Source organism: Corallococcus praedator (assembly GCF_003612125.1).
Lineage (GTDB): Bacteria > Myxococcota > Myxococcia > Myxococcales > Myxococcaceae > Corallococcus > Corallococcus praedator.
This window is the reverse complement of record NZ_RAWI01000006.1, coordinates 1-26,585: the sequence shown is the minus strand read 5'-3', so window position 1 is coordinate 26,585 and position 26,585 is coordinate 1. Positions and strand designations below refer to the sequence as shown.

At 67.7% G+C, this 26,585-nt stretch carries 22 protein-coding genes; 12 read left to right on the top strand and 10 right to left on the bottom strand.

The window, feature by feature from the left end; translation table 11 throughout:
- Positions 1-3: 3 nt before the first annotated feature.
- Positions 4-1,227, bottom strand: coding sequence for an MFS transporter (locus D7Y13_RS01665; RefSeq protein ID WP_279637058.1), 1,224 nt, complete (start codon positions 1,225-1,227; stop codon positions 4-6).
- Positions 1,228-1,416: 189 nt separating this feature from the next.
- On the opposite strand from D7Y13_RS01665, the gene D7Y13_RS01660 reads away from it, so the two are divergent.
- The 6 genes from D7Y13_RS01660 to D7Y13_RS01635 all read left to right on the top strand — a co-directional run bounded on the left by D7Y13_RS01660 (position 1,417) and on the right by D7Y13_RS01635 (position 10,300).
- Positions 1,417-2,406 (top strand): LysR family transcriptional regulator, encoded by a 990-nt coding sequence (locus D7Y13_RS01660; RefSeq protein WP_120531518.1) that lies wholly within the window; start codon positions 1,417-1,419, stop codon positions 2,404-2,406.
- 144 nt (positions 2,407-2,550) lie between these two features.
- Positions 2,551-3,429, top strand: a complete 879-nt coding sequence (locus tag D7Y13_RS01655) for an ADP-ribosylglycohydrolase family protein (RefSeq protein WP_199732647.1) — start codon at positions 2,551-2,553, stop codon at positions 3,427-3,429.
- 159 nt (positions 3,430-3,588) lie between these two features.
- Positions 3,589-4,953 carry a M57 family metalloprotease gene (locus D7Y13_RS48575; protein ID WP_120581987.1) on the top strand — a complete coding sequence of 455 codons (1,365 nt, stop codon included), beginning with the start codon at positions 3,589-3,591 and terminating at the stop codon, positions 4,951-4,953.
- A gap of 374 nt (positions 4,954-5,327) precedes the next feature.
- On the top strand, positions 5,328-6,410 hold the full coding sequence (locus D7Y13_RS01645) for a hypothetical protein (protein ID WP_120582005.1): 1,083 nt from the start codon (positions 5,328-5,330) through the stop codon (positions 6,408-6,410).
- Positions 6,411-6,551: 141 nt separating this feature from the next.
- Positions 6,552-8,120 (top strand): hypothetical protein, encoded by a 1,569-nt coding sequence (locus D7Y13_RS01640; RefSeq protein WP_120531515.1) that lies wholly within the window; start codon positions 6,552-6,554, stop codon positions 8,118-8,120.
- A gap of 110 nt (positions 8,121-8,230) precedes the next feature.
- Positions 8,231-10,300: a PQQ-dependent sugar dehydrogenase gene (locus D7Y13_RS01635; protein ID WP_120581988.1), complete on the top strand. Its 2,070-nt coding sequence runs from the start codon at positions 8,231-8,233 to the stop codon at positions 10,298-10,300.
- Positions 10,301-10,407: 107 nt separating this feature from the next.
- On the opposite strand, the gene D7Y13_RS01630 is transcribed toward D7Y13_RS01635, so the two are convergent.
- The 5 genes from D7Y13_RS01630 to D7Y13_RS01615 form a co-directional block, all read right to left on the bottom strand.
- Positions 10,408-11,970, bottom strand: coding sequence for a DUF262 domain-containing protein (locus D7Y13_RS01630; protein WP_120581989.1), 1,563 nt, complete (start codon positions 11,968-11,970; stop codon positions 10,408-10,410).
- Positions 11,971-11,972: 2 nt separating this feature from the next.
- Positions 11,973-13,148 (bottom strand): hypothetical protein, encoded by a 1,176-nt coding sequence (locus D7Y13_RS45075; RefSeq protein ID WP_147444138.1) that lies wholly within the window; start codon positions 13,146-13,148, stop codon positions 11,973-11,975.
- A 2-nt stretch (positions 13,149-13,150) separates the two neighbouring features.
- Positions 13,151-13,858, bottom strand: a complete 708-nt coding sequence (locus D7Y13_RS45605; protein WP_158620243.1) for an AAA family ATPase — start codon at positions 13,856-13,858, stop codon at positions 13,151-13,153.
- A gap of 745 nt (positions 13,859-14,603) precedes the next feature.
- Positions 14,604-15,137, bottom strand: a complete 534-nt coding sequence (locus D7Y13_RS45070; protein ID WP_147444139.1) for an SHOCT domain-containing protein — start codon at positions 15,135-15,137, stop codon at positions 14,604-14,606.
- Between the two features lie 90 nt (positions 15,138-15,227).
- Positions 15,228-16,922, bottom strand: a complete 1,695-nt coding sequence (locus tag D7Y13_RS01615; protein ID WP_120581992.1) for an acyclic terpene utilization AtuA family protein — start codon at positions 16,920-16,922, stop codon at positions 15,228-15,230.
- A gap of 60 nt (positions 16,923-16,982) precedes the next feature.
- On the opposite strand from D7Y13_RS01615, the gene D7Y13_RS01610 reads away from it, so the two are divergent.
- On the top strand, positions 16,983-17,666 hold the full coding sequence (locus tag D7Y13_RS01610; RefSeq protein WP_233595243.1) for a TetR/AcrR family transcriptional regulator: 684 nt from the start codon (positions 16,983-16,985) through the stop codon (positions 17,664-17,666).
- Positions 17,667-17,704: 38 nt separating this feature from the next.
- Here the strand turns inward: D7Y13_RS01610 and D7Y13_RS01605 are convergent, their stop codons facing one another.
- Both D7Y13_RS01605 and D7Y13_RS01600 read right to left on the bottom strand, forming a co-directional pair.
- Positions 17,705-18,802 (bottom strand): hypothetical protein, encoded by a 1,098-nt coding sequence (locus D7Y13_RS01605; RefSeq protein WP_120581994.1) that lies wholly within the window; start codon positions 18,800-18,802, stop codon positions 17,705-17,707.
- A gap of 168 nt (positions 18,803-18,970) precedes the next feature.
- Complete coding sequence (locus D7Y13_RS01600; RefSeq protein WP_120581995.1) at positions 18,971-20,578, bottom strand: sigma 54-interacting transcriptional regulator; 1,608 nt, start codon at positions 20,576-20,578, stop codon at positions 18,971-18,973.
- 152 nt (positions 20,579-20,730) lie between these two features.
- Between D7Y13_RS01600 and D7Y13_RS47085 the strand changes: the two genes are divergently transcribed.
- Complete coding sequence (locus D7Y13_RS47085; protein ID WP_120531509.1) at positions 20,731-21,312, top strand: DUF2378 family protein; 582 nt, start codon at positions 20,731-20,733, stop codon at positions 21,310-21,312.
- A 20-nt stretch (positions 21,313-21,332) separates the two neighbouring features.
- A complete protein-coding gene (locus D7Y13_RS01590; protein WP_120581996.1) occupies positions 21,333-21,737 on the top strand; it encodes a TonB family protein in 405 nt (134 codons plus the stop codon).
- Here D7Y13_RS01590 and D7Y13_RS01585 read toward each other — a convergent pair.
- Positions 21,721-22,734 carry a zinc-dependent alcohol dehydrogenase family protein gene (locus D7Y13_RS01585; protein ID WP_120531507.1) on the bottom strand — a complete coding sequence of 338 codons (1,014 nt, stop codon included), beginning with the start codon at positions 22,732-22,734 and terminating at the stop codon, positions 21,721-21,723. The two genes, D7Y13_RS01590 and D7Y13_RS01585, sit on opposite strands and share 17 nt — an antisense overlap.
- Positions 22,735-22,824: 90 nt before the next feature.
- On the opposite strand from D7Y13_RS01585, the gene D7Y13_RS01580 reads away from it, so the two are divergent.
- Both D7Y13_RS01580 and D7Y13_RS01575 read left to right on the top strand, forming a co-directional pair.
- Positions 22,825-23,448, top strand: a complete 624-nt coding sequence (locus tag D7Y13_RS01580) for a hypothetical protein (protein ID WP_120581997.1) — start codon at positions 22,825-22,827, stop codon at positions 23,446-23,448.
- A 107-nt stretch (positions 23,449-23,555) separates the two neighbouring features.
- On the top strand, positions 23,556-25,028 hold the full coding sequence (locus tag D7Y13_RS01575) for a S28 family serine protease (protein ID WP_120581998.1): 1,473 nt from the start codon (positions 23,556-23,558) through the stop codon (positions 25,026-25,028).
- Between the two features lie 2 nt (positions 25,029-25,030).
- Here D7Y13_RS01575 and D7Y13_RS01570 read toward each other — a convergent pair whose 3' ends face one another.
- Positions 25,031-25,936 (bottom strand): LysR family transcriptional regulator, encoded by a 906-nt coding sequence (locus D7Y13_RS01570; RefSeq protein ID WP_120581999.1) that lies wholly within the window; start codon positions 25,934-25,936, stop codon positions 25,031-25,033.
- A gap of 103 nt (positions 25,937-26,039) precedes the next feature.
- Between D7Y13_RS01570 and D7Y13_RS01565 the strand changes: the two genes are divergently transcribed.
- Positions 26,040-26,585, top strand: a 546-nt coding sequence (locus D7Y13_RS01565) for an alcohol dehydrogenase catalytic domain-containing protein (RefSeq protein WP_158626143.1), incomplete at its 3' end; no start/stop codon positions are given.

Here is a 26,585-nt window from a genome sequence, read left to right as displayed (position 1 = left end):
GAATCAGCGGGCCGTGCGTGCTCCCGGAAAGAGGCGGACGGCCAAGGCCGCCAGCGCGGAGGCGGTGGCCAGCAGCGTCACCGCCATCCATCCCCACCGCGCCAGCACGAGGCTGCCACTCACCGCGCCGACGGACATGCCGATGAACATGCAGACGAACAGCACCGCGTTGAGCCGGCTGCGCGCGGCGGGGTCGATGCCGAAGACAATCGTCTGATGGGCCACGAGCATGATCTGTGCGCCCAGGTCGAAGCCAATCGCGCTGGCGGCAATCAGCCACAGCCGGTGGTTCGGTTCGAGCCACGGCACCGCGAGCATCGCGGCGAAGGAGAGGGCGGCCAGCGCCGCGCCCAGGCGGGTGACCACCTCGGGGCCGAAGCGATCCGCGACGCGGCCCGCGATCGGCGCGCCCAGCGCCCCCGCCGCGCCCGCCAGACCGAAGGCACCGGCGGCCGCGCTCCCCAGGTGGAACGGCGCGCCGTGCAGCATCACGGCGAGCGTGGACCAGAACGCGCTGAAGCCAACCGACACCAACCCCTGCGCCAGCGCCGCCCGGCGCAGGGCGCCGTGCTTGTTCCAGAGGCTGGCGAGCGAACCCAGCAGGGCACCGTACGAGAGCGTGCTGGTCGGACGGAAGCGAGGCAGGCCGCGCCAGGCCGCCACGCCAACCAGGGCCACGCTGGCGGCGGCGACCAGGTACATGGCGCGCCACCCGAAGTGCTCGGCGACCACACCGCTGATGACACGGGACAACAGGATGCCGAGCAGCAGGCCGGTCATCACCGTGCCGACCACCTTGCCGCGCTCGTGTTCGGGGGCCAGGGTCGCGGCGGCCGGCACGATGTCCTGCGCCAGGGTCGCCGTCAGGCCCACGGCGAAGCTCATCGCCAGCAGCAGCCCGATGTTCGGGGCGATGCCACCCAGGAGCAGCGCCACGCTCAGCAGCGCGGCCTTGACCAGGATGATGCGGCGCCGGTCGAAGCGGTCACCCAGGGGCGCCAGCAGCAGGATGCCCAGCGCGTATCCCAACTGCGTGAGGGTGGGGACCAGGCCCACCGTGGTGTCGGAGGCGCCGATGCTGGCCCCCATCACCCCGAGCATCGGCTGGCTGTAATAGATCGACGCCACCGACAGTCCAGCTCCGGAGGCCAGCAACAGGCGCAGGCCGCTCGACAAGGGCTCACTGCCGCCGTGGCTGGCGGGCGCGGGCTGGGACGCGCGGGCCATGGCGACGGTGCCCCCCGCAGGCGATGTTCCGCTCCCGGCGGCTCCATGTACGGAACGAATGAAGGACATGTGGTTCTCCCTGGCGCTGCGAGTCGAAGCAAGAGTGCGCCAGAGGAGGAGGAGTCGGTAGTAGCGTGCTCCGCACAGCGGTTATACGTCCCACGTATCCATCAATCTGAAGTCGCTCCCATGCCCAACCCGTCAAAGCCGTCCCGGCCGCGTGTTTCCCGGAAGCGGCTTCCCCCACCTGGCGCGCCAGCCACCGCCGACCGGCTGGAGCTGATGCAGACCTTCATCCGCATCGTCGACGCGGGGAGCCTGTCCTCCGCCGCCGCGCAGCTGGGCACCACGCAGCCGACGGTGAGTCGCCGGCTCCAGGCGCTGGAGCGTTCACTGGGGCTGCGGCTGCTTCAGCGCTCCACCCATGCGATGAAGCTCACCGAGGACGGAGCGCGCTGCTACGGACGGGCGAAGGAGTTGCTGGCCAACTGGGACCTGCTCGAGTCCGACCTGCGGGGCGCGAGCGACGAACCGGAGGGCACGCTGCGCGTCGTGGTGCCCCATGCGTTCGGGCAGCAGATGCTGGTGGAGCCGCTGACGGAGTACCTGGGGCGCCACGCGCGGGTCTCGGTCGAATGGCTGTTGCACGACCGGGCAGCGGATTTCGTCGCGGACGGCATCGACTGCGCCATCCACCTTGGAGAGGTGCATGACCCCAGCGTGGTGGCGCTCCGCGTGGCGGAGGTGCCGCGCATCGTCGTGGCCGCGCCGTCGGTGCTGGCGGGCATCCCCGTGCCGACCCATCCCGACGAACTCGCACGGCTGCCGTGGCTGTCATTGCGCTCGTTCTACCGCAATGAAATCTCACTGACCCACGTGGCCACCGGCGAGGTCCAGCCCATCGTCTTCCAGCCGCGCGTGAGCACCGACAGCCTCTACGCCATCCGCAGCGCGGCGGTGAAGGGGCTCGGCGTCTGCGTGGCATCGTCCTGGGTGCTCCAGGAGGACCTGGCGAAGGGCCGACTCGTGCACCTGGTGCCAGGCTGGCGGGCCGCGCCCCTGCCCCTGTACCTGCTCTATCCCCATGCGCGGTTCCATCCGGCGAGGCTGCGCAAGTTCGTGGAGTTGATGCGGGAGAAGATCCCCACGGCCCTGGCGGTGGCGACGCAGAGAGGATGAGCCCTGGCCCATGTCGAAGACGGGGGCAGCCCCGGGGTACGCTGATGGACCTGTCCGGACCGGGCGATGCTTCCGGGTCGCCGGCATGCTTGGAGGCATGGTGTGAGCGATATCCCACGGAAACCGATGGATGCCTCGGCGCGGATGGCTCGCGCCCTCGCCTCGCTGGACGGCGTTTCCGTCGGTGATGCCTTTGGCGAGCGCTTCTTCGGCCCGCACGAACTCGTGCAGCCCTGGGTGGCGGAGCGTGTCGTGCCCCACTCACCGTGGGCGTACACCGACGACACGGAGATGGCGCTGTCCGTCGTCCAGGTGCTGGAAGAGCACGGCCACGTCGACCAGGAAGAGCTCGCACGCCTCTTCGCGAAGCGCTACCGCCGCGACAAGAACCGAGGCTATGGCGGTACCGCGCACGACATCCTGTGGAAGCTGGGGCTCGGGCTGCCCTGGCGTGAGGTGTCCGCGGAGGTCTTCGAGGGCCAGGGCTCCATGGGCAACGGAGCGGCCATGCGCGTGGCGCCCCTGGGCGCGTACTTCGCGGGAGACCTCAACCGGGTGGTGTCCGAGGCGCGCGCGTCAGCGGAGGTGACGCACCTGCACCCGGAGGGACAGGCGGGAGCCATCGCCATCGCGGTCGCCGCCGCGTGGGCCTGCCAGTGGCCGGAAGCCCGGGGCTCCGCCCTGGAGCTCTTCGACACGGTGCTGGACTGCACGCCCGCCGGCGCCACACGTCAGGGTTTGGAGAAGGCCCGGGCCTGGTCGCTGGAGGCCAGCCCTTCCTCGGCGGCGCGCACGCTGGGCAGCGGGCAGAAGGTCCTCTCCGAGGACACCGTGCCCTTCGCCGTGTGGTGCGCGGCAAGGCACCCCGGCTCCTTCGAGGAAGCCCTCTGGTGCACGGTGGCCGGCTTCGGAGACCGGGACACCACCTGCGCCATGGTGGGGGGAATCGTCGCCCTGAGCGCGGGCCACGCATCCATTCCCGCGCCATGGCTGGCCGCTCGGGAGCCCCTGCGCCGACGCTGACCTCTCGTACCGGCGACCACCCGGAATGTCAGCTAATCAAATTTTCCAGGCTTATCCGGATATGGCTTCAAGGACTGCTCATCTATACGTGCGTGCGGTCGCGGCTGGAATCCCAGACAGCAGCGTCCACGCCCCGTCGTCCTTCGAAAAGGAAGCCCCATGCATAAGCTTTCAATGTCATTGCTGGTCGGTGCCATCCTCGTCGGCTGTGGTGGTGTCGATCCGGAGGCAGAGAGCCAGGAGATCGTCTCCAACCTGATCGAAGCCGGGTTCCCGGCCAATGACATCCTGGTCGCGGACGGTGCCGTGTACGTGGGCCGTGACGCTCACGTGACCCTCGAGGCGTCCCGCGAGATGCTCCAGGCCCCCGAAGGGAGCGCCGAGCAGTACCGCACGACCAACCTCGTCGGTTCGAGCGTGACGAAGATCTGCGTCAACCCCACCTCCACGTTCGACAGCTACACCAACCTGAGCCAGGGGCTCGACCTGGCCATCGCCAACTACAATGAGCGGGGCTTGCGGATCACCTTCGCGCGCGGCCCGGCCGCTGACTGTACGGCGACCATCACCGCGCAGACCACGGGCGGCACCGGCGGCCAGGCGGGCTTTCCGTCCGGCGGCCTGCCCTACGGGAACTTCTTCATCGGTACCGGCCTGAACAGCTACAGCGTGGACGTGAACGAGCACGTCATCACCCACGAGCTGGGCCACACGATCGGCTTCCGCCACTCGGACTACTACAACCGCAGCATCAGCTGCGGTGCCGGCGGCGACGAGGGCGATGCTGGCGTGGGCGCCATCCACATCCCCGGGACGCCGACCACGGCGACCGTGGGCGGGTCGATCATGAACTCCTGCTTCCGTTCGACGGAGACGGGCGAGTGGACCAGCTCCGACACCACCGCGCTGGATGACCTCTACCCCGGCAGTGCGGTCGCGAGCTGCTCCAGCTACAACTTCATGTCCTACCGGGGGCAGAACGGGACGCAGATCCGGTGCAGCTGCGCGACGGGGAGCGGGGGGACGGTGTGGGGGACGGACCTCTACACCGACGACTCCAGTGTCTGCGCGGCCGCGGCGCATGCCGGCGCGATTCCCGCTTCCGGCGGAACGGTGGTCGTCACCATCCAGCCGGGCCAGAGCAGCTACACGGGCACCACCCGCAACGGCATCACCACGAACTCCTACGGCGCCTGGGGGGGCAGCTTCTCCATCAACGGTCAGACGCCCCCTCCGGCCAGCTGCTCGACCTACAGCTTCACGTCCTACCGGGGGCAGAACGGGACGCAGATCCGGTGCGGCTGCCCGGCGGTGGGCGGCGGCGCGGTGTGGGGGACGGACATCTACACCGATGACTCGAATGCCTGCGTGGCCGCGGTGCACGCCGGTGTGATTCCCGCCTCCGGCGGAGCGGTGCTCGTCACCATCCAGCCGGGACAGGCCAGCTACACGGGCACCACCCGCAACGGCATCACCACGTCCTCCTACGGCGCCTGGGCGGGCAGCTTCACCCTCAGCCCGTAGTCGCCACGCCGGCATCCAGCGGACACAACGGTCATGGCCCTCCGGGAGCAGCAGCTCCCGGGGGGAGGTGATTCCACCCGTGGTGGAGGAAGACCTGCTGTGTCGCCAGGTCGGGGCGGCTCCGCGGCAGGCGGCTCAGGGACGACAGCCATCCGCCAACGCCGGGGTCCCTTTGCGGGCCAGTTCCAGGAGCGCGGAGGTGCCAGGCAGGGCCTGGTAGCGCGCATCGAGTCCCATGCCGGCCGTCCTGTCATTTCCGTGTGGAGCGGTTGCGGAAGGGGGCGCGCCTTGCCCCCGACAAGATGTGCTTCATCCATCACGTCTTCATCCGCACACGCCGCGCGGGCAAGGGGTCGCGTAAGGTGGCGGGTTCCATGATCTCCCTTCGATCTAGCGCTCTCCGCTGCATCCTCGTCCTCGGCTTCGTCGCTGCTTGCGGCGACAATTCCACCCCCCCCATCGATAAGCCTGACGCGTCCGTGCCACTGAAGTGCGACACCGTCGGCGAAACGCTGTGCGGTGACACCTGCGTAAGCACCGCGACCGACCCGCAGCACTGTGGGGGTTGCGACACGGCCTGCGCGACCGGCGATATCTGTGAGGGCGCCGTCTGCGTCGCGGTCTGTCGGATCGGCGGCCAGGTGGTCTCTGACGGGGTGGTGAACACCGCGAATGCGTGCGAACAGTGCGTGCCGGCGCTGTCCTCGACCACTTGGACGCAACGCGCGGACGGGACGTCGTGCAACGCGGGGCAGGTCTGCTCGGCCGGCGCGTGCAGCCCGCAGTGCTTCATTGACGGGACGTTCTACGCCGCGGGTGCACCGAACCCGGCGAACGCCTGCGAGACGTGCGCACCGGCGACGTCAACGTCGACGTGGTCGCCGCGCGCGAGCGTTCCGCTGCTGGTCGGCGGCACCGACATCACGGCGCAGGGCTGGACGACGGTCACGCAGGCGCCTAACACGCTCACGTACGGCACGGACCACGTTCGCCTTGAGACGTCGACGAACACCGGGGCGCGGACGAGCGGGCAGTTGCTCATCACGCGGGCAAACGCGTTCGACGCCACGAAGCCGGTCAAGCTCCGGGTGACGATGCAGGTCGAATTGGCGAACACCCACAACTCGCTCGACAGCGGCGCGGCCATCCTGGGGAGCTTCACGCCACCGTTTGGCAACAGCACGGATCGTTCGCAGATGATCTACCTGGACAACGCGGCGATCGGCTGGGCGGACGACACCCAGTCCGCGGCGTTCCCGGTGACCGACGGCGCGTACCATGTCTACGAGCTCGCGTTGGATGCAGCGAAGGTCGCGACGGTGAGCATCGACGGCGTCGCGAAGCTCACGCGGAACAACTTCACGGCGACCGGCACCATCGCCATCGGGGACCAGACCAACGACCCGAACGTCGACGGAGCGGTGCGGATCAAGTCGGTCGAGCGGCTCTGCCCCTGAGGCTCCGGGCGGACGCGGTGGGGAGGGGCCATGCCCCTCGTCACCGCGTCCGCGCCCGCGGATTTAACTCGGCTTAATGCATCCCCGGCGGCGTTCCGCGCGACAACCCCCATGACTGCTGTCGCAGAGGGGGAAGTGCACATGACGACCGTGATTGGGGCCTTTCAGCAATTCATCCGGAACGCGAAGACGCAGGGCAGCGCCCCCGTCAGTGCCCCCCAGCAGGGGCCGGCGGCCCCTCCGTCGCAGACGGCCGGTACGGGCTCCGGTGGGAAAGCGCCCACCGACAGCTTCGCGGGGAGCACGCCGACCGCTCCCCGGCGCAACCCCCTGTTCCCGCCGGACTTCCCGGCGCCCTTCACCTTCACGGCGCCGCGCCAGCCGTCCGCCGCCGCCTCCAACGCGAACGCCCAGGCCCCCGCCCTGCCGCCCCTGGGCATCGCTGGCGGCGTGACCCCTGAAATCGAAGCGAAGGGCAAGCTGGGCATCTTCACGGTGTCCGTGACCGGGTATCTCCAGGTGGATGCCGCCTACGCCCGGGCCGCGGGCATGACGACCTTCACCGTGGAGGCGGAAGCCGGCGTGGAGGGGGGGATTGGCATCGACGTGGAGGCCGCCGATGTCACCGTCAACGGGACCGCCGGCGTGCGCGGCAGCTACGAGGTGACGCTGCCGACCACGGCCGCCGGGGGCGTCACCTCCGCCGAGCAGCTCAACCCCAGCCTCCCCCAGAACCTGCCGGTGGGCGCCACCGTGACGATGACGGGTGAGGGCTTCCTGTCGGCGGGCATGGAGGTGAACATCAAGAAGCTCTTCGGCCACTTCGACATCTCCGCGGGCTTCAGCGATGAGCGGTCGCAGGGCATGGCCCTCGCGGTCACCAAGCTGGACGACAAGACGGTCCGCGTGACGGTCGGCCCCACCGCCGCGGTGGCGCACACGCTCGAAGCCAACATCGGCGTGCGCAAGTTCAATGTGGGGGTGTCCGACACGGCGCGCGTGGAAGGCCAGTTGAGCTCGAAGCAGGTGGACTTCGACATCTCCACGCCCGAGGGCCAGGCCGCCTACAACCGCTTCCTTGCCACGGGGGAGCTGCCGAAGAACGACCCGGCGAGCGGCACATCGAACGCGGCGACCGTGGAGATCGTCACCGGAGAGATGACCCGTGAGGTCACCTTCGGCCTCAACTTCGGGGAGTCCACCCTGGAGCACGACGAGTACATCCACACCCACTACGACGACGGGCGGGAGTCGTTCCAGTACACGGGCCAGAAGGGGCCCGCCTCCGTCGTCATCAGCGGTGACCCGACCGTCCCTTCCTCACAGACCTACGAGGCCACGCTGGTCTGGGTGCCCTCCGGGGAAGCGGAGACCATGAAGCAGAGCTTCCCGGGCGCCACGGGAACCGGAGACACGGCGATCTTCACCTTCACGCCCGAGGAGGCGAAGCAGCTCCAGCAGATCGCGAAGGACCGGATGCAGCTCTACCGGGAGCAGCGCCCGGGCTTCAAGGACGCGCCGGCCCCGTGGGTGCAGACGGTGGCCATGGCGAGGACGCCCGAGGAGGCCTTCCTCGTGCTGATGACGCCCACGGGGAACAACCAGTCCACGGATGTCACGGCGCGGATGGCGCAGCTCGGCGCGTGGCAGTCCGACTTCGGCACGGGCAGCGTGGTGCTGCCCGGTCAGTACTCCCTCATCCAGCAGTGAGCGGGGTGCCAGATGCTTGGGGTTCAACACCTGCTCAGGCGGGCCCACAAAGTTTGCTTGAGCTCAACCCGGAATACCGGGAAGGAGGGGGAAGGCAAAGGAGCCTTTCAATGAACGTTCGTCACCTGCCCGCCTTACTCTTCGCCGCCGTCGTTGCCTGTGGAGTGCAACCGGAGAACGGCCCCGAACCCCAAACGCAGACCGCCGCGGTGACCGCGGGCACCCGGCTCATCGGCGCGCAGTCCGGCCGCTGCCTCGACGTGGCCCAGAACAGCCAGACCGCGGGGCAGGTGCTCCACATCTACGACTGCCACGGGCAGGGAAACCAGCGGTTCCTGTTCACGCCCGAGGGCGAGCTGCGCGTGTTCGACGGCGCCTGGTGCGTCCAGCCCGCGACCGCCAGCGCCGGAGCCAGCGCGGTCATCGCCGCCTGCACCGGGGCAGCGAACCAGCGGTGGGTCCGCAACGCCAGCGGCGCGGTGGTCCACACGCCGTCCTCGCTGTGCCTCGACGTGTCCGGTCAGGCCACTGCCAACAGCTCGCCGGTGGTCGTCTGGAATTGCAATGGCCAGACGAACCAGCAGTGGTCGTTCCCGGCCGACACCCAGGCCCCCACCGTGCCCACGGGGCTTGCCCTGTCCAACGTGACGTGCAATTCGGCCACGCTCACGTGGTCGCCTTCCACGGACAACCAGGGCGTCGCCTTCTATGACGTCTACCACGACGGCCAGCTCATGAAGTCCGTCTCCGGCGCCACGGTGTCCACCGGGCTGACCGTGGTCCCCGGCGCGACCTGGGGCCTGTATGTGAATGCGCGGGACGCCGCGGGCAATGTCTCTCAAGGCAGCGCCACGCTCTCCATCACCCCGCCGCCGTGCCAGGTGGACACCCAGGCTCCCACCGTCCCGACCGGCGTCACCGCCACCGCCCTGGGCACCAGCGTGACCGTGAGCTGGACCGCGTCCACCGACAACCTGGGCGTGAGCGCCTATGCCGTGTTCCGAGGAGGCGTGCAGATCGCGACGGTGCCCGGCTCGCCGCCCGGGACGTCCTTCGTCGACAGCGGCCTCGCCGCGAACACGACCTACACCTACGCCGTGCTCGCCCGCGACGCCCAGGGCAACGCGTCCGCCCAGAGCGCGGCCGCGACGGTCACCACCGGCCAGGCCTGCACGAACGCCGTCTGCTCCGTCACCCAGGTCGCCACCGACACGGACATCCCGTGGGGTCTGGTGAACCTGCCGGACGGCACCGTGCTCTACGGCCGCAGGGACGCGCAGAACATCGTGCGCCTGGACCCGGCGACGGGGGTGAAGACGTCCGTGGGGACCGTCCCCAACGTGCAGAGCACCGACGGCGAGGGCGGGCTGATGGGGCTGGCCCTCTCCCCCAACTTCGCCACCGACCGCTGGCTGTACGTGATGCACACCTCCCCCACCGACAACCGCATCGTGCGCCTGCGGTATGAGAACGGCGCGCTCAACACCGCCTCGCTCCAGGTGCTGCTCCAGGGCATCGGCCGCAACAAGTTCCACAACGGCGGGCGCCTGCGCTTCGGACCGGACGGGAAGCTCTATGCGTCGACCGGGGATGCCCAGAACGGCGCCTACGCGCAGGACATCAACAACCTGGCCGGCAAGGTGCTGCGCCTCAACGCCGACGGCACCCTCCCGTCCGACAACCCCTTCGGCAACTACGTCTGGAGCTACGGCCACCGCAACCCGCAGGGGCTGGCCTTCGACTCCCAGGGCCGCCTGTGGGAACAGGAGTTCGGCAACTCCGTGATGGACGAGACCAACCTCATCCAGAAGGGCGGCAACTACGGCTGGCCGAACTGTGAGGGCACGGTGTCCCAGGGCGGTTCAGGCTGCGCGACGGCCGGGTACATCGCCCCGAAGCAGACCTACTCCACGGCGGAAGGCTCCTGCTCCGGCATCGCGGTGGTCCGCGACGTCCTCTACGTGGCCTGCGCCCGAGGCTCGCGCCTCTACCGCGAGGTCATCAGCGGCTCCAGCCTGACCAACGTGCAGCAGTTCTTCGTCGGCACCTACGGCCGGCTGCGCACCGTCGAGCCGACCCCCGACGGCAACCTGTGGATGACCACCACCAACCAGGGCGACAAGGACAGCATCCCCGACAACAGCAACGAGAAGCTCTTCCGCGTCGTGCTCGGGCAGTAGGCAGCAACCGGGTCCCCCGGTGCCATGACGGCGCCGGGGACCGCCTGGGACGGAGGCGAATCACTTCGCCACTCTCCCGAAATACTTTCAATTTGAAGGCTAGAGAACTACTCGCTGTCACTCACCGAAAGACCAAATCCCTCAATAAACAGCCTTTCCTTCTCCCTCAACCACTTCCTACGCTCAAGCAAGAATTTGTCTTCATCCTGCAGATTGCGAAGGGCCCCCAAAGGAATGGCGAATTCGTCAGCCATCGTGGGCGAAACCTCATTCTCTTGAATAGCTTTTCGCAGGGTTCTCAACTCCGCTGGATTTGCGATAACACGATTGCCGGGATCCACTCCCGTTGTACTAGAAAGAAGGCTGGGTACCGCCCTTGTATCACCTGTGCCCAACCACTCTTGCCGGCTCTGACATGCGCTCTCATGCTCAGGAAGCCCCGCCATGAACAGAAGGAACGCACGAGCACGAACAGTAGACATCCGAATTTCCGTAAGTGGCTTGACTGGAACAGGCTCGCGTTTCAAAGGAGAACCTCCATCCAACTCCCCAGCCAGCCCATCAATCTCATCTCGAATACGACTACCAGTGCTACCTGAAAAATATTCTGTATACGTCGTAACCCAGAACCAATTTCGCAGGCGCTTATGGATTTTAGGTTTCAACAGCTTGCCTGGAAACCGCGCTACCAGCGTTGCCAGCGTGACCAGTTGATATGTATATGGGAGTGCGCCGGGTCCGCGAACCCCAATAGCGGCCAAAAACTCCACCGTCTCGACTAGCACACTCGCGAGCTTCTTCAGTGGCGCCGGGTCCTCCAACAGCTTCGCGTGCAGACCGCGTACGCCAGCCGCATAGACATCCAAATCAAGTTGCGCCTTAAGAACGTTGACTAGAATCTGTGCGTCCAGCCCCCCCCAACCGAGAGGCTCCAAGCGGGCACGAACGTCCGCGAAATAACGATCCGTATCAACTCCCCCTGCGTGGGTGAGTGCTCGCAGCATATGAGCCTCACTCATGCCTTTGCCTTGGCTGTTGATGCGCACAAACGCATCCGTAACCACATCCAACTCTTCAGTTATCAGAGGAACAATAGGGATGATATAATCTCTAAAAACATTAGCCAAACGCTCCGCCTCCTTAGCCAACTCCCGCTTGCCACCTTGGCGCAATTGCTGAGTAAAATCGAAAAGTTTATCACCGTCGAGCAGTATATTGAGCGGCAGCCAGTTGCTTGGCACACTCCTTCGCCGCGGAGGCACACGAAAAGCAGGGCGATTATCCGCTCCTAGCTCGTAATACAGCGGCCAGCGTACATTATCGTCACTAGTCGGCTCACGATCACCCGAGTACAGTGCGCCGAAGAGGGTCGATATCCGCTGATGGCCATCAATAAGGTAGTTCACCTTCTCATCACCCTTGCGCGCGCCCCCAAGTCGAACCCCACCAACCTTCTTATAGGTATGAAGGTCACGCCTATTCGTGCGCCAGACGAGTAAGCTGCCGATGGGCATGCCCTTAACTATGCTATCCAGTAAAGTCAGGCGTCGGTCATCATCCCAGACAAAGGGACGCTGAAACTCTGGGACAATCAAATCGCCGGACTTCACTTCTGCAAGGATTGTCTCCAACCGAGGCAACACAGGGGTATCAAACATCTTCCGTTCCATCACTACATCCGATCTAAAAAAGACTGAACGAAGGCGAGTCGAGGGACTTGATCATGAGGGCCACGGTCGTACTCCGTGGAAAGATCGGCAGCCCACTGCCGCGGAGGCGTTGCACGAAGAGCCTCGCCCAAGCGATCACCCAACCCATACTTCAAGGCACTAAGTTCCGCCGGAGAAGAGATCCCTGCAAAGGGGAGTTTGAGCATATGCGCCTCTAGAGGATGCTTGTTTCTAGAATCCTTGAGAAGCGTGCGGACTGCGTCGCTTACATCCACATGGAGGTCGCCTCGAAGTCCCTTCTTAAGATCCAGCGACCAAGCCCAGTGCTCTCTCTCCGGATCTTTGCGCCATGAAGCAACATGGCCAACAAAATCCTGTTGCCCTTTGAGGGCCTCTGCTGCAAGCCCGGTATCAGGAACATATGACTCAAGTTCACGCCTGAGAAGACAAATCCACGACAACCCATTGCCGTAGATTTCCACCACCTTCTCGCATAGATCGACAAGGTCGCTGGCACTCTTGGACAGATGACAGGCATCCGCATTCCCAGCATCCTTGTCAAAAAGCACCCAAGCCCGCAATAACTTACGCCAGACAGCAGCAGTTGGCGGACCGTCTATTAATGCCTCAATCCATTTCTTGGCTTCGCCACCGCCACCACTGTGGACCTTGGTCTTCCCAGGCCCTTCGACTAATTCGCGCAGCGTTTTCGCGTCAGTCGGGGCAGCCAGCAGGCCGACAAAAGCGAGTTCCGTCCGCTCGTTCTCAAGAACCAGATGAATTGGCTCTCTAAGCAGATCAACTGCATCGCCAATAGTTAAGCTACGACTTCTCCAGTCGCTTGCTTCCCGGCGCTCTACGCGGACCGACAACCATCCCTCCAAGTGCCAGCGTCGCGGCTTCAGTGAATCCGACACTCCCACACCAACTGAGCGTCCAGCATTGACAAGCAATCCATTAGCCAGCAGCGATCTAAAAGCGCGTGCCTCGATTGGGTCACGATAATTCAACCAAGCATCAATTGGACCATTATCCTCGCCTTGCATATAGGGAGGGTCGGTAATGACTGAGTGGAGGGAATGAGTATCGCGAGCAACCGTGGTAAGGAGGTCCACAAGGGCGAGCGCCTCAATCTCGGATTTCGCAGCAAACAGTGCGCGGTCGATTAAAATGCGCATATTCAGTCCCGACGCTTTAGATCAAGCATAGCCAGTTCCCTGGCAAGACGTAGGTCTTCTGCGAGGGCTGCGACCGGCCAACCAGCACGCGGATGACCACTAGACTCTAACTGAACAGCAGTTATACTACTGCGCCCAACCGCGTCCTGATCAATCCATGCCAATCCGACGCGCTCAGGAGGCAAACGCCCTGCAGCAACAGCAAGCTGCACCCCCAATAGGAATACCCGACTATGTGTTTCAATTACCAACGTCGGAGGCGCTGGGCGCGCCGCTATGTCGCAAAGATAGCGAGCTAGAGCAGCCTGCGCGTCAGGATGAAGATGGCTTTCCGGCTCCTCCACAGCAAGAATGCCACTAGGCGCTTCGCGCGCCGCAAGTGTCGCGGCCACCAACACTGGAAGCACCTGAGCCATACCCTCGCCAGTGTCTACAAGGTCGATTCTCCAACTTCCCTGGCTCTTGGGGTTGAGCGTGATTCGATGGCTCGACTCAAGTACCTCTTTAACCTCAAGATCACGGGGGGGGGTGAGATCTGCATAGAATCGCCGAGCCTCCTCAACAAGTTCAGGTCGCTCGACGAGAATATCGGCAGCATTGCTACCATCTGTAGCCAGATTCACGAGGGTGGTTCCAGTACGTGGAATGTCGCGTTTGGGGCGTACTCGCACACCATCAATCCATTGCACGCGCCCACGGAGGGCATCCATGCGCGTCGCCAACTCTTGGAGGACAGGCACTTCCGAATGCCGAGGCACCAGTCCAACAAGGCGCAGTTCACCACCGCCGTACTCTCCCTGTGGGAGCATCGGGCGGTTGGGCGGCGCGACACCTGCCCATAGCAGTTCACCACCCTCGCCTCGGAGAAATAGCTCCTTGACGTAGGTCGAACGACCTGAGCCACCGTCTAAGGTGTAGCGGACTTCCCGTACCTTCCCATCGTTCCAGCGAAGTCCCAAGTCGAAGGAATAGTCGCCTGCGTCCCCTTGCCAAGCGAGGTCCGTAAAGGCCCCCTCGCGGATAACCTCACGTGGGGTGACCAACGCACTAGGCGCATCCTCTGACAGGGAGGCCCCAATGAAGGCAAGTGCGCGAGCAAGAGCGCTCTTGCCGGAATTGTTGCGCCCGTAGAGCAGTGTAAGCGGTCGTAGGGGCAGCGTCTCCTCACCGGCAAAGGCGCGGTAGCGGGAAACGACGAGAGCGGAAGGAGGCGACATACCCTGAGACTATCGCCACCGCCGGAAACAGTCATCGCTTCCTCAATAGCGCGCTCCTGTTGGGTGCCGTCAAGTACACAAGCACCGGGCGCCTGCCTTCACACCTCTCGCAGGCGAACACGTTCAGCCCGAACGTCCTGCGCAGCAGCCGGGCCCCATCCTGCCAGTGCGTGCGATCCTTCTTTGCTTCCGCCTTCGTCCCTACCGCAGCCCATGGGCGCGAAACGCAGGAGGCGGCTCAGAGCCGGTCGAGGATCTCCGCCTTCTTGCGCGCGTATTCCTCCGGGGTGACGAGCCCCTCGTCCGCCATGCGCTGGAGGTCCGACAGGCTCTTCACCGGATCCCCCGGCGCTGGAGCGGCCGGCCCCAATGCGTCCAGGCCGCTGAAGAGCCTGCTCAGGTCCTGCGGGACGACGGGCCCCAGGACGACGAGCTTCTGCAGGTCATTCGGGTCGACCTTGACCTTCAGCCGCAGGCCCACGTCCATCACCCGCACGTTCCAGTCGTTCCACCGGCTCCTCAACCGGACTTGATACGGCGCGTGACCGGGCAGCCTCACTTCGAGCAGGAAGTCGAAGACCTGGCTGCGGTTGATGCGGATCGGGGTGCCCTGGAGTCGCAGCACCGTGGCCTCCGCCGGCAAACCATGCTGGCGAATCTGGCCGTGCTTCCACTGCCGATGAATCAGGTACCCGCAGAACCCGAGGACCCCAAGAAAGAAGAGGCCCCAGCCTCCCACCAACACCACGTTGAGGATTTTTTCCTCGATCATCACACCCTGCCTCGCAAGGCACGCCGCCCGTGCATCCCCGCACCGGGCGCGGCCGGAGTGACCGCGCGGAAAGCCTACTCCGCCCCAGGGTCAGAGCAGCGATTCCGGCACGTCGACGTGGCGCGCGCGCAGCCACTCGCCGAGCGCCTTGCCCTGGGCATCGAAGCGGGTGGACGACGAGACGCCCTCCCCCAGGAGGCGCTCGATGACGAAGTTCAGGGCGCGCAGGTTCGGCAGCACGTGCCGGTGGATGACCAGCCCGTGCGTCTCCGGAAGCAGCGTGCGCAGGTGCTCCTCCGTGAGGGCATGCACCAGCCAGCGCCAGGCCTCGTCGGTGCGGACCCACACGCCGATGTTCGCGTCCCCGCCCTTGTCCCCGCTGCGGGCCAGGGCCACCCGGCCCAGCGGCATGCGCCGGACAGGCCCCGCCGGCAGAGGCTCCGGCAGCGGCGGCATGGCCACCGCTTCCAGCCCGCGGGAGTCCTCCGTGGGCGCCACGTCCAGGCGCTTGCCATCCGGGAGCACCGCGACGTGCGGCACCTTGCGCGCATCGACGAAGGCCGGCGTGTAGACGCCAAAGGGCGAGCCGTCACCGGGCAGCGCCGGAAGGCAGAAGCCGGGGTAGCTGGCCAGGGCGAGCTCCACCACGGCACCGCTGAAGGACCGGCCGACGACCTTCGCGTCGGCGTCCTTCACCGCGACCCGCAGCGTCGCGGAGGCCTGCTCCTCGCTCGGCGCGTCGGCGTGGTCGGTGCGCGCCAGCGTGTAGACGACCTCCGCCGGCCGGGGCTTGAGCGTCGCGTCGAGCTGCGCCCGGACGAGCGCGGCCTTCTCCTCGATGTCCAGGCCGACGAGGATGAAGCTGGCCTCGCTGCGGAAGCCGCCGAGCCGGTTCAGGCACACCTTCACGTCCGGCGGAGGCGGCTCACCGCGCACGCCGGACAGGCGCACGCGGTCGGTCCCCGCGGACTCGATGGCGATGGTGTCGAAGCGCGCCGTGGCGTCGGGGCCTGCATAGCGCGCCCCGGTGATTTCATAGACGAGCTGGGCCTTCACGGTGTCGACGGTGACGGCGCCGCCCGTGCCCGGATGCTTCGTGATGATGCTCGAGCCGTCCGCGAACACCTCCGCGAGCGGGAAGCCGGGCCGGCGCGCGTCCACCTCACCGAAGAACGCGAAGTTGCCCCCGGTGGCCTGGGCCCCGCATTCGAGCACGTGCCCCGCGACCATGGCGCCCGCGAGCCGGTCCCAGTCATCGCGCTTCCAGCCGAAGTGGGACGCGGCGGGCCCGACGACGAGCGACGCGTCCGTCACCCGCCCCGTGACGACGATGTCCGCGCCCGCGTCGAGGCACGCCGCGATCCCCCAGGCGCCCAGGTACGCGTTCGCCGTGATGGGTTCGCCGAAGCCGAGCTCGTCCGCGCGTCCGACCAGGTCATCGCCTTCGACGTGCGCGATGCGGACGGACAGGCCCAGCTTCGTCGCGAGCGCGCGCAGGTCGTTCGCGAGCCCCTCCGGGTTGAGGCCGCCCGCGTTCGCGACGATGCGGACCTTCTTCTCCATCGCGAGGCCCAGCGTCGCTTCCAACTGACGCAGGAACGTCCGGGCGTACCCGCCCGCCGGGTTCTTCAGCCGGTCGCGTCCCAGGATGAGCATCGTCAGCTCCGCCAGGTAGTCGCCGGTGAGGAAGTCGAGCGGACCGCCCTCCAGCATCTCCCGGAACGCGGAGAAGCGGTCGCCGTAGAAACCGGAAGCATTGCCGATGCGCAGCGTTCGAGCGTCCATGCTCACCTCTCGTGCCGGGGGAAGTCAGGTCGTATCTCCCCACCCCTTAAAAAAGCAATCATGATTGCTTTTTTCCGAGCGGCGCAACACGGTGTGGGCATGGGCGGTCCGGCGGGTTCAACGACGCGGCAGGAGCAGGAGCGCAGCCGGGTGACGCGGCAGAAGCTGATGGCGGCGGCCATCGACGTGCTCGTGGAGCAGGGCTGGGCCGGGGCGACGACGGGCGCCATCGCCGAGCGGGCCGGGGTGTCCCGTGGCGCCTGCCAGCACCACTTCCCCACGCGCGCGGCCCTGGTCGCGGCCGCCGTCGAGCACGTGTTCCACCAGCAGGTGGAGGAGATCATGCGGCGGGCGAAGGGCCTGCCGGAGAGCCGGCGGCGGGTAGAGCCCCTGTTGAACCTGCTGTCGGAGGTGCATGCCGGCCCGCTCTTCATGGCCGCGACCCACCTGTGGGTGGCGGCCGTGGCCGACGCGGAGCTGAAGGCGCTGCTGCTGCCGCTGCAGCAGCAGGTGGGCCGGGAGATGCACCGGCTCACCCTCCAGTTGCTCGGCGTGGATGAGCGGGACCGCGAGGTCCGCGAGGCCGTGCGCGCGACGCTCGACCTGCTCCGGGGCCTGGCGCTCGCGAATCTGCTCCACGACGACACCGCCCGGCGCCGCAAGGTGCTGGCGCATCAGGCGCGAACGCTGGAGGCGCTGCTCCTGTCGAAGCGCGCGCCCCAGGGACCTGCGCCCCGCTCCTGACGCCCCCGGCTGGACGGCTCAGGGGCCCCGGTCGGTGCTCAGTCCTCGAGTTGTTCCGGCGTGAGGCATGCCGCCGCGAGGTCCAGGTCCTCCAGCGGGATGCGCTGGATGTGCTCCCGGGGCTCATCGACCTTGTCGCGGTACTTGTGCGAGCCGCTCTCGTACGTCACCCAGAGTTCGCCATCGATGACGTTCACGCCCTGGGCGTAGGGGTCGATGAGCCCGTTGCTGATGTCCACCCGGTCATCGATGTCCGCCTTGAAGGAGTCCTCTGTGGATTCGAACGGCTGGTAGACGAGCTTGTGGTCGCCGGTGGTGAACAGGATGCCGCCGTCCACCACCGTCATGCCCTGGGCGCGGTCCGGCGCGCGGATGGGCCCCTCGCGCGAGTCCTCGATGAGGGCACCGGTCTTCTCGTCGAGCTTGTACCGCCAGACGGCGCCCGCCTTGCCATCGCCGTCCGCGCTGTAGCCGCCGATGTACGCGTAGCCGTCCTTCACGGTCATGTAGCTGCCAGCGGACACGAGGTCGAGGCCGGTGGCCGGATCCTTCACCCCGTCGCGCTCCGGGACATCCATCACCTGGCAGGCGCTGGCCTCGGTTCCGCTCTTCGCTGCCCGCTCCAGCTCCTCGCGCGTATAGACGAAGATGTGGTCCGTGTCGGAGACGTAGACGAACTCGCCGTCAGTCGAGACCCCGCCACCGTGCGTGGGCGCGGGGCCCGTGCCGCTGGCCCCTCCGAGCTGGACCTGGAGCGTCTCGCCGCCCGAGTCCTTGTCCTGCACGGAGAGCAGCACGTCGTGGTCGTCGTTGTAATAGGTCGTGAGCACTTCGCCACGCGTGGCGTCGTAGCCCTGCCCCTGCGGCGTCCACCCTGCATCCAGATGCAGCATCGGCGGGCCGTCGGTCTCACCGCGGGCCGCCTGGGTCGGCTCGGAGGTGACGCGCGAAGCCGCCGTGGGCGAGGGCGCGTTCCCGTAACCGCTGAGGTTCACGGGGCTCTGCCGCGTCTTCTCCAGGGCATCCTGGAAGTAGGGCGCGGGGGGCGGCGTTGGCGTTGGAGGCGGAGCCGCCGGGGTCTTCGTGACCGCCGTCTGGACCGCGGTGACGACCTGCCGGATGAGCGAGCTGATCAAGGGCCTGCCTCCATCAAAAGACGCGTGGGTCCTGAGCACCGCGAACCCACATTGTCATCAATCCACCCAGCATACCCCAGAGGATGAATGGCGCGCATGGGACACGCGATGAGGGCCCGGCGCACCCTCCATGGGCAGACGCTCACCACGTCAGGCGGCGCGCGCCGCTCATGTCCCCTTCGCCGCCAGGCCCAGCTCCTTCAGACGCCGCCCCAGCGCGCGCTTCGACACCTCCAGCGTGCGCACCATCGCGTCCAGGTCGCCGCCGCACGCCTCGAAGCAGCGGGTGATTTCGTCCGCGCCCAGGTCGCCCGCGGTGCGCAGGTTCGGGCTCTTGTCGATGAGGTCATAGACGGACGGCCGGGGAATCCCGAGCGCATCCGCCGCCGCCTTCAGGTCCCAGGCGCGCTCCCGCAGCGCGGCCAGCAGCTCCGCTTCCGTCACCTGCGAGGGCTTGCGCCGGGGCACGGCCGGCTCGCGGGCTTCCGGTGCCTTCACCGCCGCGACGACGGGGGCCACCGCATCCGGCACCCCCAATGCCTCATCAAGTTGTGAGTCCGCTTGCAGCCGCGCCTGTCCCCGGCTGCCGATGACCAACTGCCGCGTCAGGTTGCGAAGCTGCCGGATGTTCCCTGGCCACGCCGCCCGCACCAGCCGCGACGCCAGCGACGCGGGCAACCACGGCTCCGCGTGCGGGTCCTCCGTGTCCAGCCTGCCCGCGTCCCCCAGGGCCGCCAGCTCCTCGCGCGCGAAGTGGAAGAACAGCCGTCCAATGTCCTCCCGCCGCTCGCGCAGGGGCGGCACGCGCAGGTCGTAGCCCGCCAGCCGGTGCAGCAGCGGCGCCTTGAAGCGCCCGTCGCGAATCTGTTCCTCCAGGTGCGCGTCCGTCGCGGCGATGAGGCGCACGTCCACCGTCACCGGGCTGCTCGCGCCCACCGGGTACAGCTCCCCCGTCTCCAGCACGCGCAGGAGCATCACCTGCACCTCGGGCGGGGCCTCGCCCACCTCGTCCAGGAACAGGGTGCCGCCGTGCGCGGCGCGGAAGAAGCCTTCGCGGTCGCGCGTCGCCCCCGAGTACGCCCCCTTGTGCGAACCGAACAGCTCCGCCGCCGCCAGCTCCTTGGGAATCGCCCCCAGGTTGACGCTGAGAAAGCGCCCGGCCCGGCGCGGCCCGCGCTGGTGGATGGCCTGCGCCACCAGTTCCTTGCCCGTGCCCGTCTCGCCCCGGATGAGCACCGACACGTCCAGGTCCGCCACGCGCTCGATGTGCCGGCGCAGCTTCCGCAGGCCCGTGCTCTCCCCCACCATGCCCAGCGTGTCCGCCGCGCCCTCCCCGTCCAGCTCCACCGTGTGCAGCAGCACCACCACGCGGCCCGCCAGCTCCAGCGCCACGCCGTCCGCCAGTGCCCGAGCCCCGAAGTCGTGCTCCCCCTGGAGTGGCACACCCGCCAGCGCCACGTGCGTGCCGTCCTCCGGCACCAGCAGCCGCACGCCTCCGTCCGGTGCGGGCTTCCACTCCAGGGGCTTGCGGCTGATGAATGGATCCGACAGCGGCAACCCCAGCGAGTCCCCAGGCGCCACGAAGTCCGGCGCGTTGCGCGACAGCGCCACCGTGCGCCCCGCCGCCACCGCGTCCAGCAGCAACCGGGCGCCCACCCGCCGGGGCATCGGATGGGACACCACCGTCAGCGCGGGGATGACACGGGGCGCGCGCCCCGCGCCGCCGCGCTCCTGCATCGCGGCCGTGGAGACATCAGCGAGGGGGGCGTGCGGCATGACCCCGCAGCCTAGCGCACCCGCCCACGGGCCCCTGCGACCCGTCGACCCGACTGCCGCACCGCGTTTTCGAACAATCCCCGGAAAGTTCTTGAATCCAGGGAACCTCACGGGTTGAGACAGCCCCGGGCTCACGGGTAGCGTGGCAAGACATGCCAGGGACCGAACGCCTTGTCTTCCAGCAGAGCTTCGAAGGGCTGATTCGCGCCCTGGGTGACCAGTTGGACGAGCCGTGCGCCCAGCAGCTGCGCGAGGCGGGCATCGACCCTCGCGGGAAGCTGTCGGTGGCCTACCCACTGGAGGTGTGGGTGGAGTCACTGAAGCTGGCCGCGTCGGTGCTGGCGCCGGCGGCCCCGCTGGATGACGGCGCGGAGGTGGTGGGCCGGCGCTTCCTGGAGGGTTACGGGGCCACGCTCATCGGCAGCGCGCTGCTCGCGGGCGTGCGCCTTCTGGGCCCGCACCGGATGCTGGAGCGGATGACGCGCAACCTGCGCACGGGCACCAACTACCTGGAGGCGCGGCTGGAGCAGACGGGCCCCACGCGCTACGTGCTCACCTGCCGGCCGGTGGTGGTGGCGGGCTTCTACCGGGGCCTGTTCGCGGCGGGCCTGGAGATGAGCGGCGCGAAGAGCCCGTCCGTCGTGCTGATGCGCAGCGCGGGCGACGCGGCCGTGTACGACCTGACCTGGCAGGGCGACAAGACCGCCGACAAGCGCCCCGAGCCCCGGAGCTGAGCGGGGCCTATATTCGCCCCATGCTCCGCATCCCGACACCCGCCGTGGCGGTGCTCGCGCTGGCCCTGGCGTCCGGGGCGCTGGCCGCGAGCGGCAGCCCCCAGTTGCAGACCTACTTCCAGGGCACGGTGGACAGCCCCACCTACCAACAGCAGACCTTCCAGCGCGTCGCGAAGCACTGGAAGCAGCCGGGCCCCAAGGGGACGCCGGCGCTGGGGAAGAAGACCATCGTCCAGGCCATCCTCGACAAGGACGGCAAGCTGCTCTCCACCGCCGTCCTCACGGAGTCCGGCTCCAAGGCGTGGGACGCCGCCGCGCTCGCCGCGGTGAAGAAGGCAGCGCCCTTCCCTCCGCTGCCGAAGACGACCGCGTCCGCCACGCTGGAGGCGCATTTCCACTTCGCGTGGGTCAGCCTACCTGGATGACGACCTTGCCGAAGTGCGCGCCGCTCTTGAGGTGTTCGAAGGCGGCGCGGGCTTCCGCGAAGGGGAACACGCGATCCACCACCGGGTGGACGTCGTGCAGCGCGAACGCGCGCGTGAGGGCCTCGAAGGACTGACGGTGGCCCACGAGCACACCCTGCACGCGCAGGTTCTGCATCAGGATGGGGATGAGCGACACCGAGCCCGCGCCCCCGGCCAGCACGCCGATGAGGGACACGGTGCCGCCCACGCGCACCGCCTTGAGGGAACGCTCGAAGGTGCCCGCGCCGCCCACCTCCACCACGTGGTCCACACCCACGCCGCCAGTGAGCGTGCGCGCCGCCTTCTCCCAGTCCGGCGTGGTCGTGTAGTTGATGCCTTCGTGCGCGCCCATCTTCAGCGCCCGCTCCAGCTTGTCGTCGCGGCTGGAGGTGAGGATGACGTGCGCGCCATGCATCAGGGCGATTTGAAGCGCGAAGATGGACACGCCCCCGGTGCCCTGGAGCAGCACGGTGTCACCGGCCTGGAGGTTGCCCTGCGTGACGAGCGCGCTCCACGCCGTCACCGCCGCGCACGGCAGCGTGGCGGCCTCCACGTCCGACAGGTACGCGGGCGTGAGCACCACGCCGTCCTCGTGCAGGAGCATCGTGTCCGAAAGCGCGCCGTCCAGCGGCCCGCCCAGCGTCGTGGCCGTGATGGCCTTCGTGGGCCCGCCGGACTGCCACGCCTGCGCGAACAGCGTCATCACCCGGTCACCGGGCTTCACGCGCGTGACGCCCGGGCCCACCGCGTCCACCACGCCCGCGCCGTCGGAGTTGGGCACCAGCGGCAGCTTCTGGCGCGGGTTGTAGCGTCCCTCCACCATCATCAGGTCGCGCGAGTTGAGGCTCGTGGCCTTCACCCGCACGCGCACCTGGAAGGGGCCGGGCGTGGGGTCCGGCCGCTCCGCGCGCACCAGATGGTCCAGTCCGAAGGCACCGCGAATCTCATAGACGTTCATGGTGGGGGATTTCTAATCCAGCCCCGGGGGCCGCGCTCGCGGCGGTTCGACTCCCTTCGGGACGGGCGTTGAAAATGCTAGCTATCCGCCATGTCACCCCTCCAGGAACTGCTCGCACAGGCCTCGCTCCACGACGTGTGTGGGACGGCCGTGAAGCGGGCGCGACTCAAGGCCACGCTGACGCCCACCCCCACCACCCGGCAGGTGGACGGAGACCTGAAGCTCTCCGAGGCCCAGGACCTGCTTTTCGAAGAGGGCCGCGTCCACGTGAAGGGCCACCTCATCCTCGATGAGCAGTCCCGCCTGCTCGTCGCGGGCGACCTGGTGGTGGAGGGCAACATCGTCAACGAAGGCTTCGACTACGCCCTGCTCTTCGTCGGCGGCGCGCTCACGGCGAACAACCTGCTCTTCCACGGCGAACTGGTGTCATTGGAGCGCATCGCTGTGAAGGGCGTGGCGTGGACCTACTACAACGACTACTCCACCCATGCGGACCTCCTGACGGCCCGGGTGGTGGTGGCCGATGACCGGGCGGAGGCCGTGGACGTGGTTCGCGCGGACACGCACCTCGTCGGGCACTCCCGTCAAATCTCCGAGGCGCTGGGCAAGGTGCTGCACGCGCAGGCCTGGGACGCGGAGCAGGGCGGAGCCTGTTCCTACCCAGACCTCGCGAAGCGCCTGTGTCAAGGCAAGGAACTGTTGCGCGAAGGTTGACGCTTTCCGTGAGCAAGCATTGGCCGTCCGCACCTGGAAGGTCCTTCTGCCTGGAATGCGAACCCGGCATCTTCCGCCGGGTATTCCACCCAGGAGGGCTTTCACACATGACTCGATTCTTCCGACGTCCCTCGATTCTCGCGGCCGCGCTCGCCCTGGGGCTCCAGGCCTGCGGCGGCACTGAGGTCGCCGCCGACGAGGTGCTTCCCGTCCCGTCCGAAACCGTGGCCCGCGCGCAGGAACTCCTCCAGGACGCGGTGCCGGGCGACATCCTCACGGCCCTGCAGGCCATCCCAGGCCTCACGGTGGTGCGTGAAGCCCCGCCGCCGGCCCCGGGCGTGCGGCACTTCGTGATGACCTATGACCAGCCCGCGGACCACTGGCACCCGGAGGGCACCCGGTTCCAGCAGCGGCTGACCCTGCGCTTCGTCAGCGCGGAGGCGCCCATGGTGCTGGGCAGCACCGGCTACGCCATCAGCACGCAGTCCTACCGGCTGGAGCCCACGTCGCTGCTCCAGGCCAACCAGCTGCTGGTGGAGCACCGCTTCTTCGAACCCTCCCGGCCCAACCCCGCGAACTGGAAGCTGCTCACCATCGAGCAGGCCGCGGCGGACCACCACCGCATCATCCAGGCGTTCAAGCCGCTCTTCGCCGGCAAGTGGATCAGCACCGGCGGCAGCAAGGGCGGCATGACGTCCATCTACCACCGGGCGTTCTACCCGAACGACGTGGACGCCACGGTGGCCTACGTCACGCCGAACAGCTACGGCACGCAGGACCCGCGCTATGTGCGGTTCCTGAGCAAGCTGGGCACGCCCGAGTGTCGTGAGCGGATCCGCGGCTTCCAGCGCGAGGTGCTGGAGCGGCGCGCGGAGGTGGAGCCCCTCTTCGTGGAGGCCGGCCAATCCCAGGGGCTGACGTACAACCTGCTCGGCGTGGACAAGGCGGTGGAGTTCACCCTCCTCGAGTTCGCCTTCGCCTTCTGGCAGTACGGCAATGCCTCGCTGTGCGACGCCTTTCCTCCCGCAGGTGGGCCCGCGCAGGGGCTGGTGGACCTGATGGATGAGGTCGTCGGGCTCTCGTACATGAGCGACTCCGACATGGACTACTACGCGCCCTATGACTTCCAGGCGGCCACGCAGTTGGGCAGCTACGCGTCCGACGAGCGCCACCTGCGCGGCGTCCAGCGCTACCCCGGTCAGTATGAACCGAGGGCGCTCGTGCCCTTCGACATGAAGCCCTACAAGTTCAACCCCTTCGCGATGCCGCTCATCGAAGGCTGGGTGAAGGCGTTCGGGCAGCGCATCCTCTTCGTGTACGGGGAGAACGACCCCTGGTCGACGGGCGCGTTCGACGTGCGCTCGCGCAATGACTCGTACCGGTTCTACGTGCCGGGCGGCAACCACGGCTCCAGCATCCGGTTCCTGCCCGCAGCGGACCGGGCCGTGGCCCTGGAGCGGCTGAGCGCGTGGGCGGGCGTCCCCGCCACCCTTCCCCAGCTGGGCCTGAGGGGCGAGTCGGGCACGGAGGACATCAGCACGGGCGTCGTGGACCGCCGCCGCAGGGCGCCGCGCGACTGACGTCAGGGCCGTTCGGCTGTCACCTCGCGGGCCACGTCCAGGAAGGCGCGGAACGCGGGGGACACCTGCGCGCGGCTGGGGAAGTAGAGGAAGAGTCCGTCCACCGTCGCCGCGTAGGGCTCCAGGACACACCGCAGGGTGCCGCGCTTCAGGCTCGGCATCACCGTGGGTTCAAAGGCATACATCAAGGCGAGCCCCGCCTCCGCCATGACAATCAACGTCGCTTCGTTGATGCAGAGCAGCGGCCCCCGGACGGGGATGCGCCAGGTCTTCTTGCCGCGCTCCAGTTCCCACGCGTACCTCACGCCCGAGGAGGGCATGAGGATGTTCACGCAGTCGTGGTCCAGCAGGTCCTCCGGGCGCTGGGGGATGCCCTTGCGCTTGAGGTACGCGGGCGAGCCCACCACGATGAAGCGGTAGCGCTTGGACAGGCGCACCTGCACCATGTCCCGCTCCAGGGCCTCGACCGGGCGGATGCCGGCGTCCAGCCCCTCCGCCACGATGTCCACGAAGCGGTCCTCCACGCGCAGCTCCACCTCCACGCGCGGGTAGCGCGCGGCGAAGCGCAGCAGGATGGGCGTGACGACGGTGGACAGCGCGATGGTGGGCACGGACAAGCGCACGCGCCCTGTCACCTCGCCCGCGCTGGCCGTGGCCGTCCGCAGCGCCTCCAGGGCGTGCTCCACGGAAGGGCCCGCGCGCTCCAGCAGGCGCTGGCCCGCGTCCGTCAGCGACACGCTCCGCGTCGTCCGGGTGAGCAGCGGCACGCCCAGCCGCGCCTCCAACTGACGCACCGACTGGCTGAGCGCGGATGGGGAGATGCCCAGCTCGTTGGCGGCGGCGGCGAAGCTGCGACGGCGGCCCACCACCAGGAAGGCGTTCAAGGCATTGAGGGGCGTGAAGGCCATTCGGAAGCTTTCCTACATTCCGCGTGTCGATTCCATCCGTTTCGCGAAGCATGGGCCTTCTCCATCATTCCTGGCGTCACGCAGTCCCCAGGAGCCCATGCCCATGATTCCCGTTCGAGGTTACGCAGCGCAGGACGCCCGCTCTCCCCTGGCCCCCTTCCACTTCGAGCGTCGGGAGCCCGGTCCGCGCGACGTGCAGCTCGACATCCTCTACTGCGGCGTCTGCCATGGCGACCTGACCATGGCCCACGACGAGCTCGGCTTCTCCCGCTTCCCGCTGGTGCCGGGACACGAGATTGTCGGCCGCGTGGTTCGCGTGGGCCGCGACGTGAAGAAGTTCAAGACAGGGGATCTGGCCGGAGTCGGCTGCCTGGTGGATTCCTGCCGCACCTGCGACAGCTGCCAGGAGGGGCTGGAGCAGTACTGCACCACGGGCAACGTCCAGACCTACAACGCGCTGGAGAAGGACGGGAAGACGCGCACCCTGGGCGGCTACTCGGAAGCCATCGTGGTGGACGAGGACTTCGCCCTGAGGATTCCCGCGAACCTGGATCCGGCGGCCGTCGCGCCGCTCTTGTGCGCGGGCATCACCACGTACTCCCCCCTGCGCCGCCAGCAGGTGGGGCCTGGAAAGCGGGTGGGCGTGGTG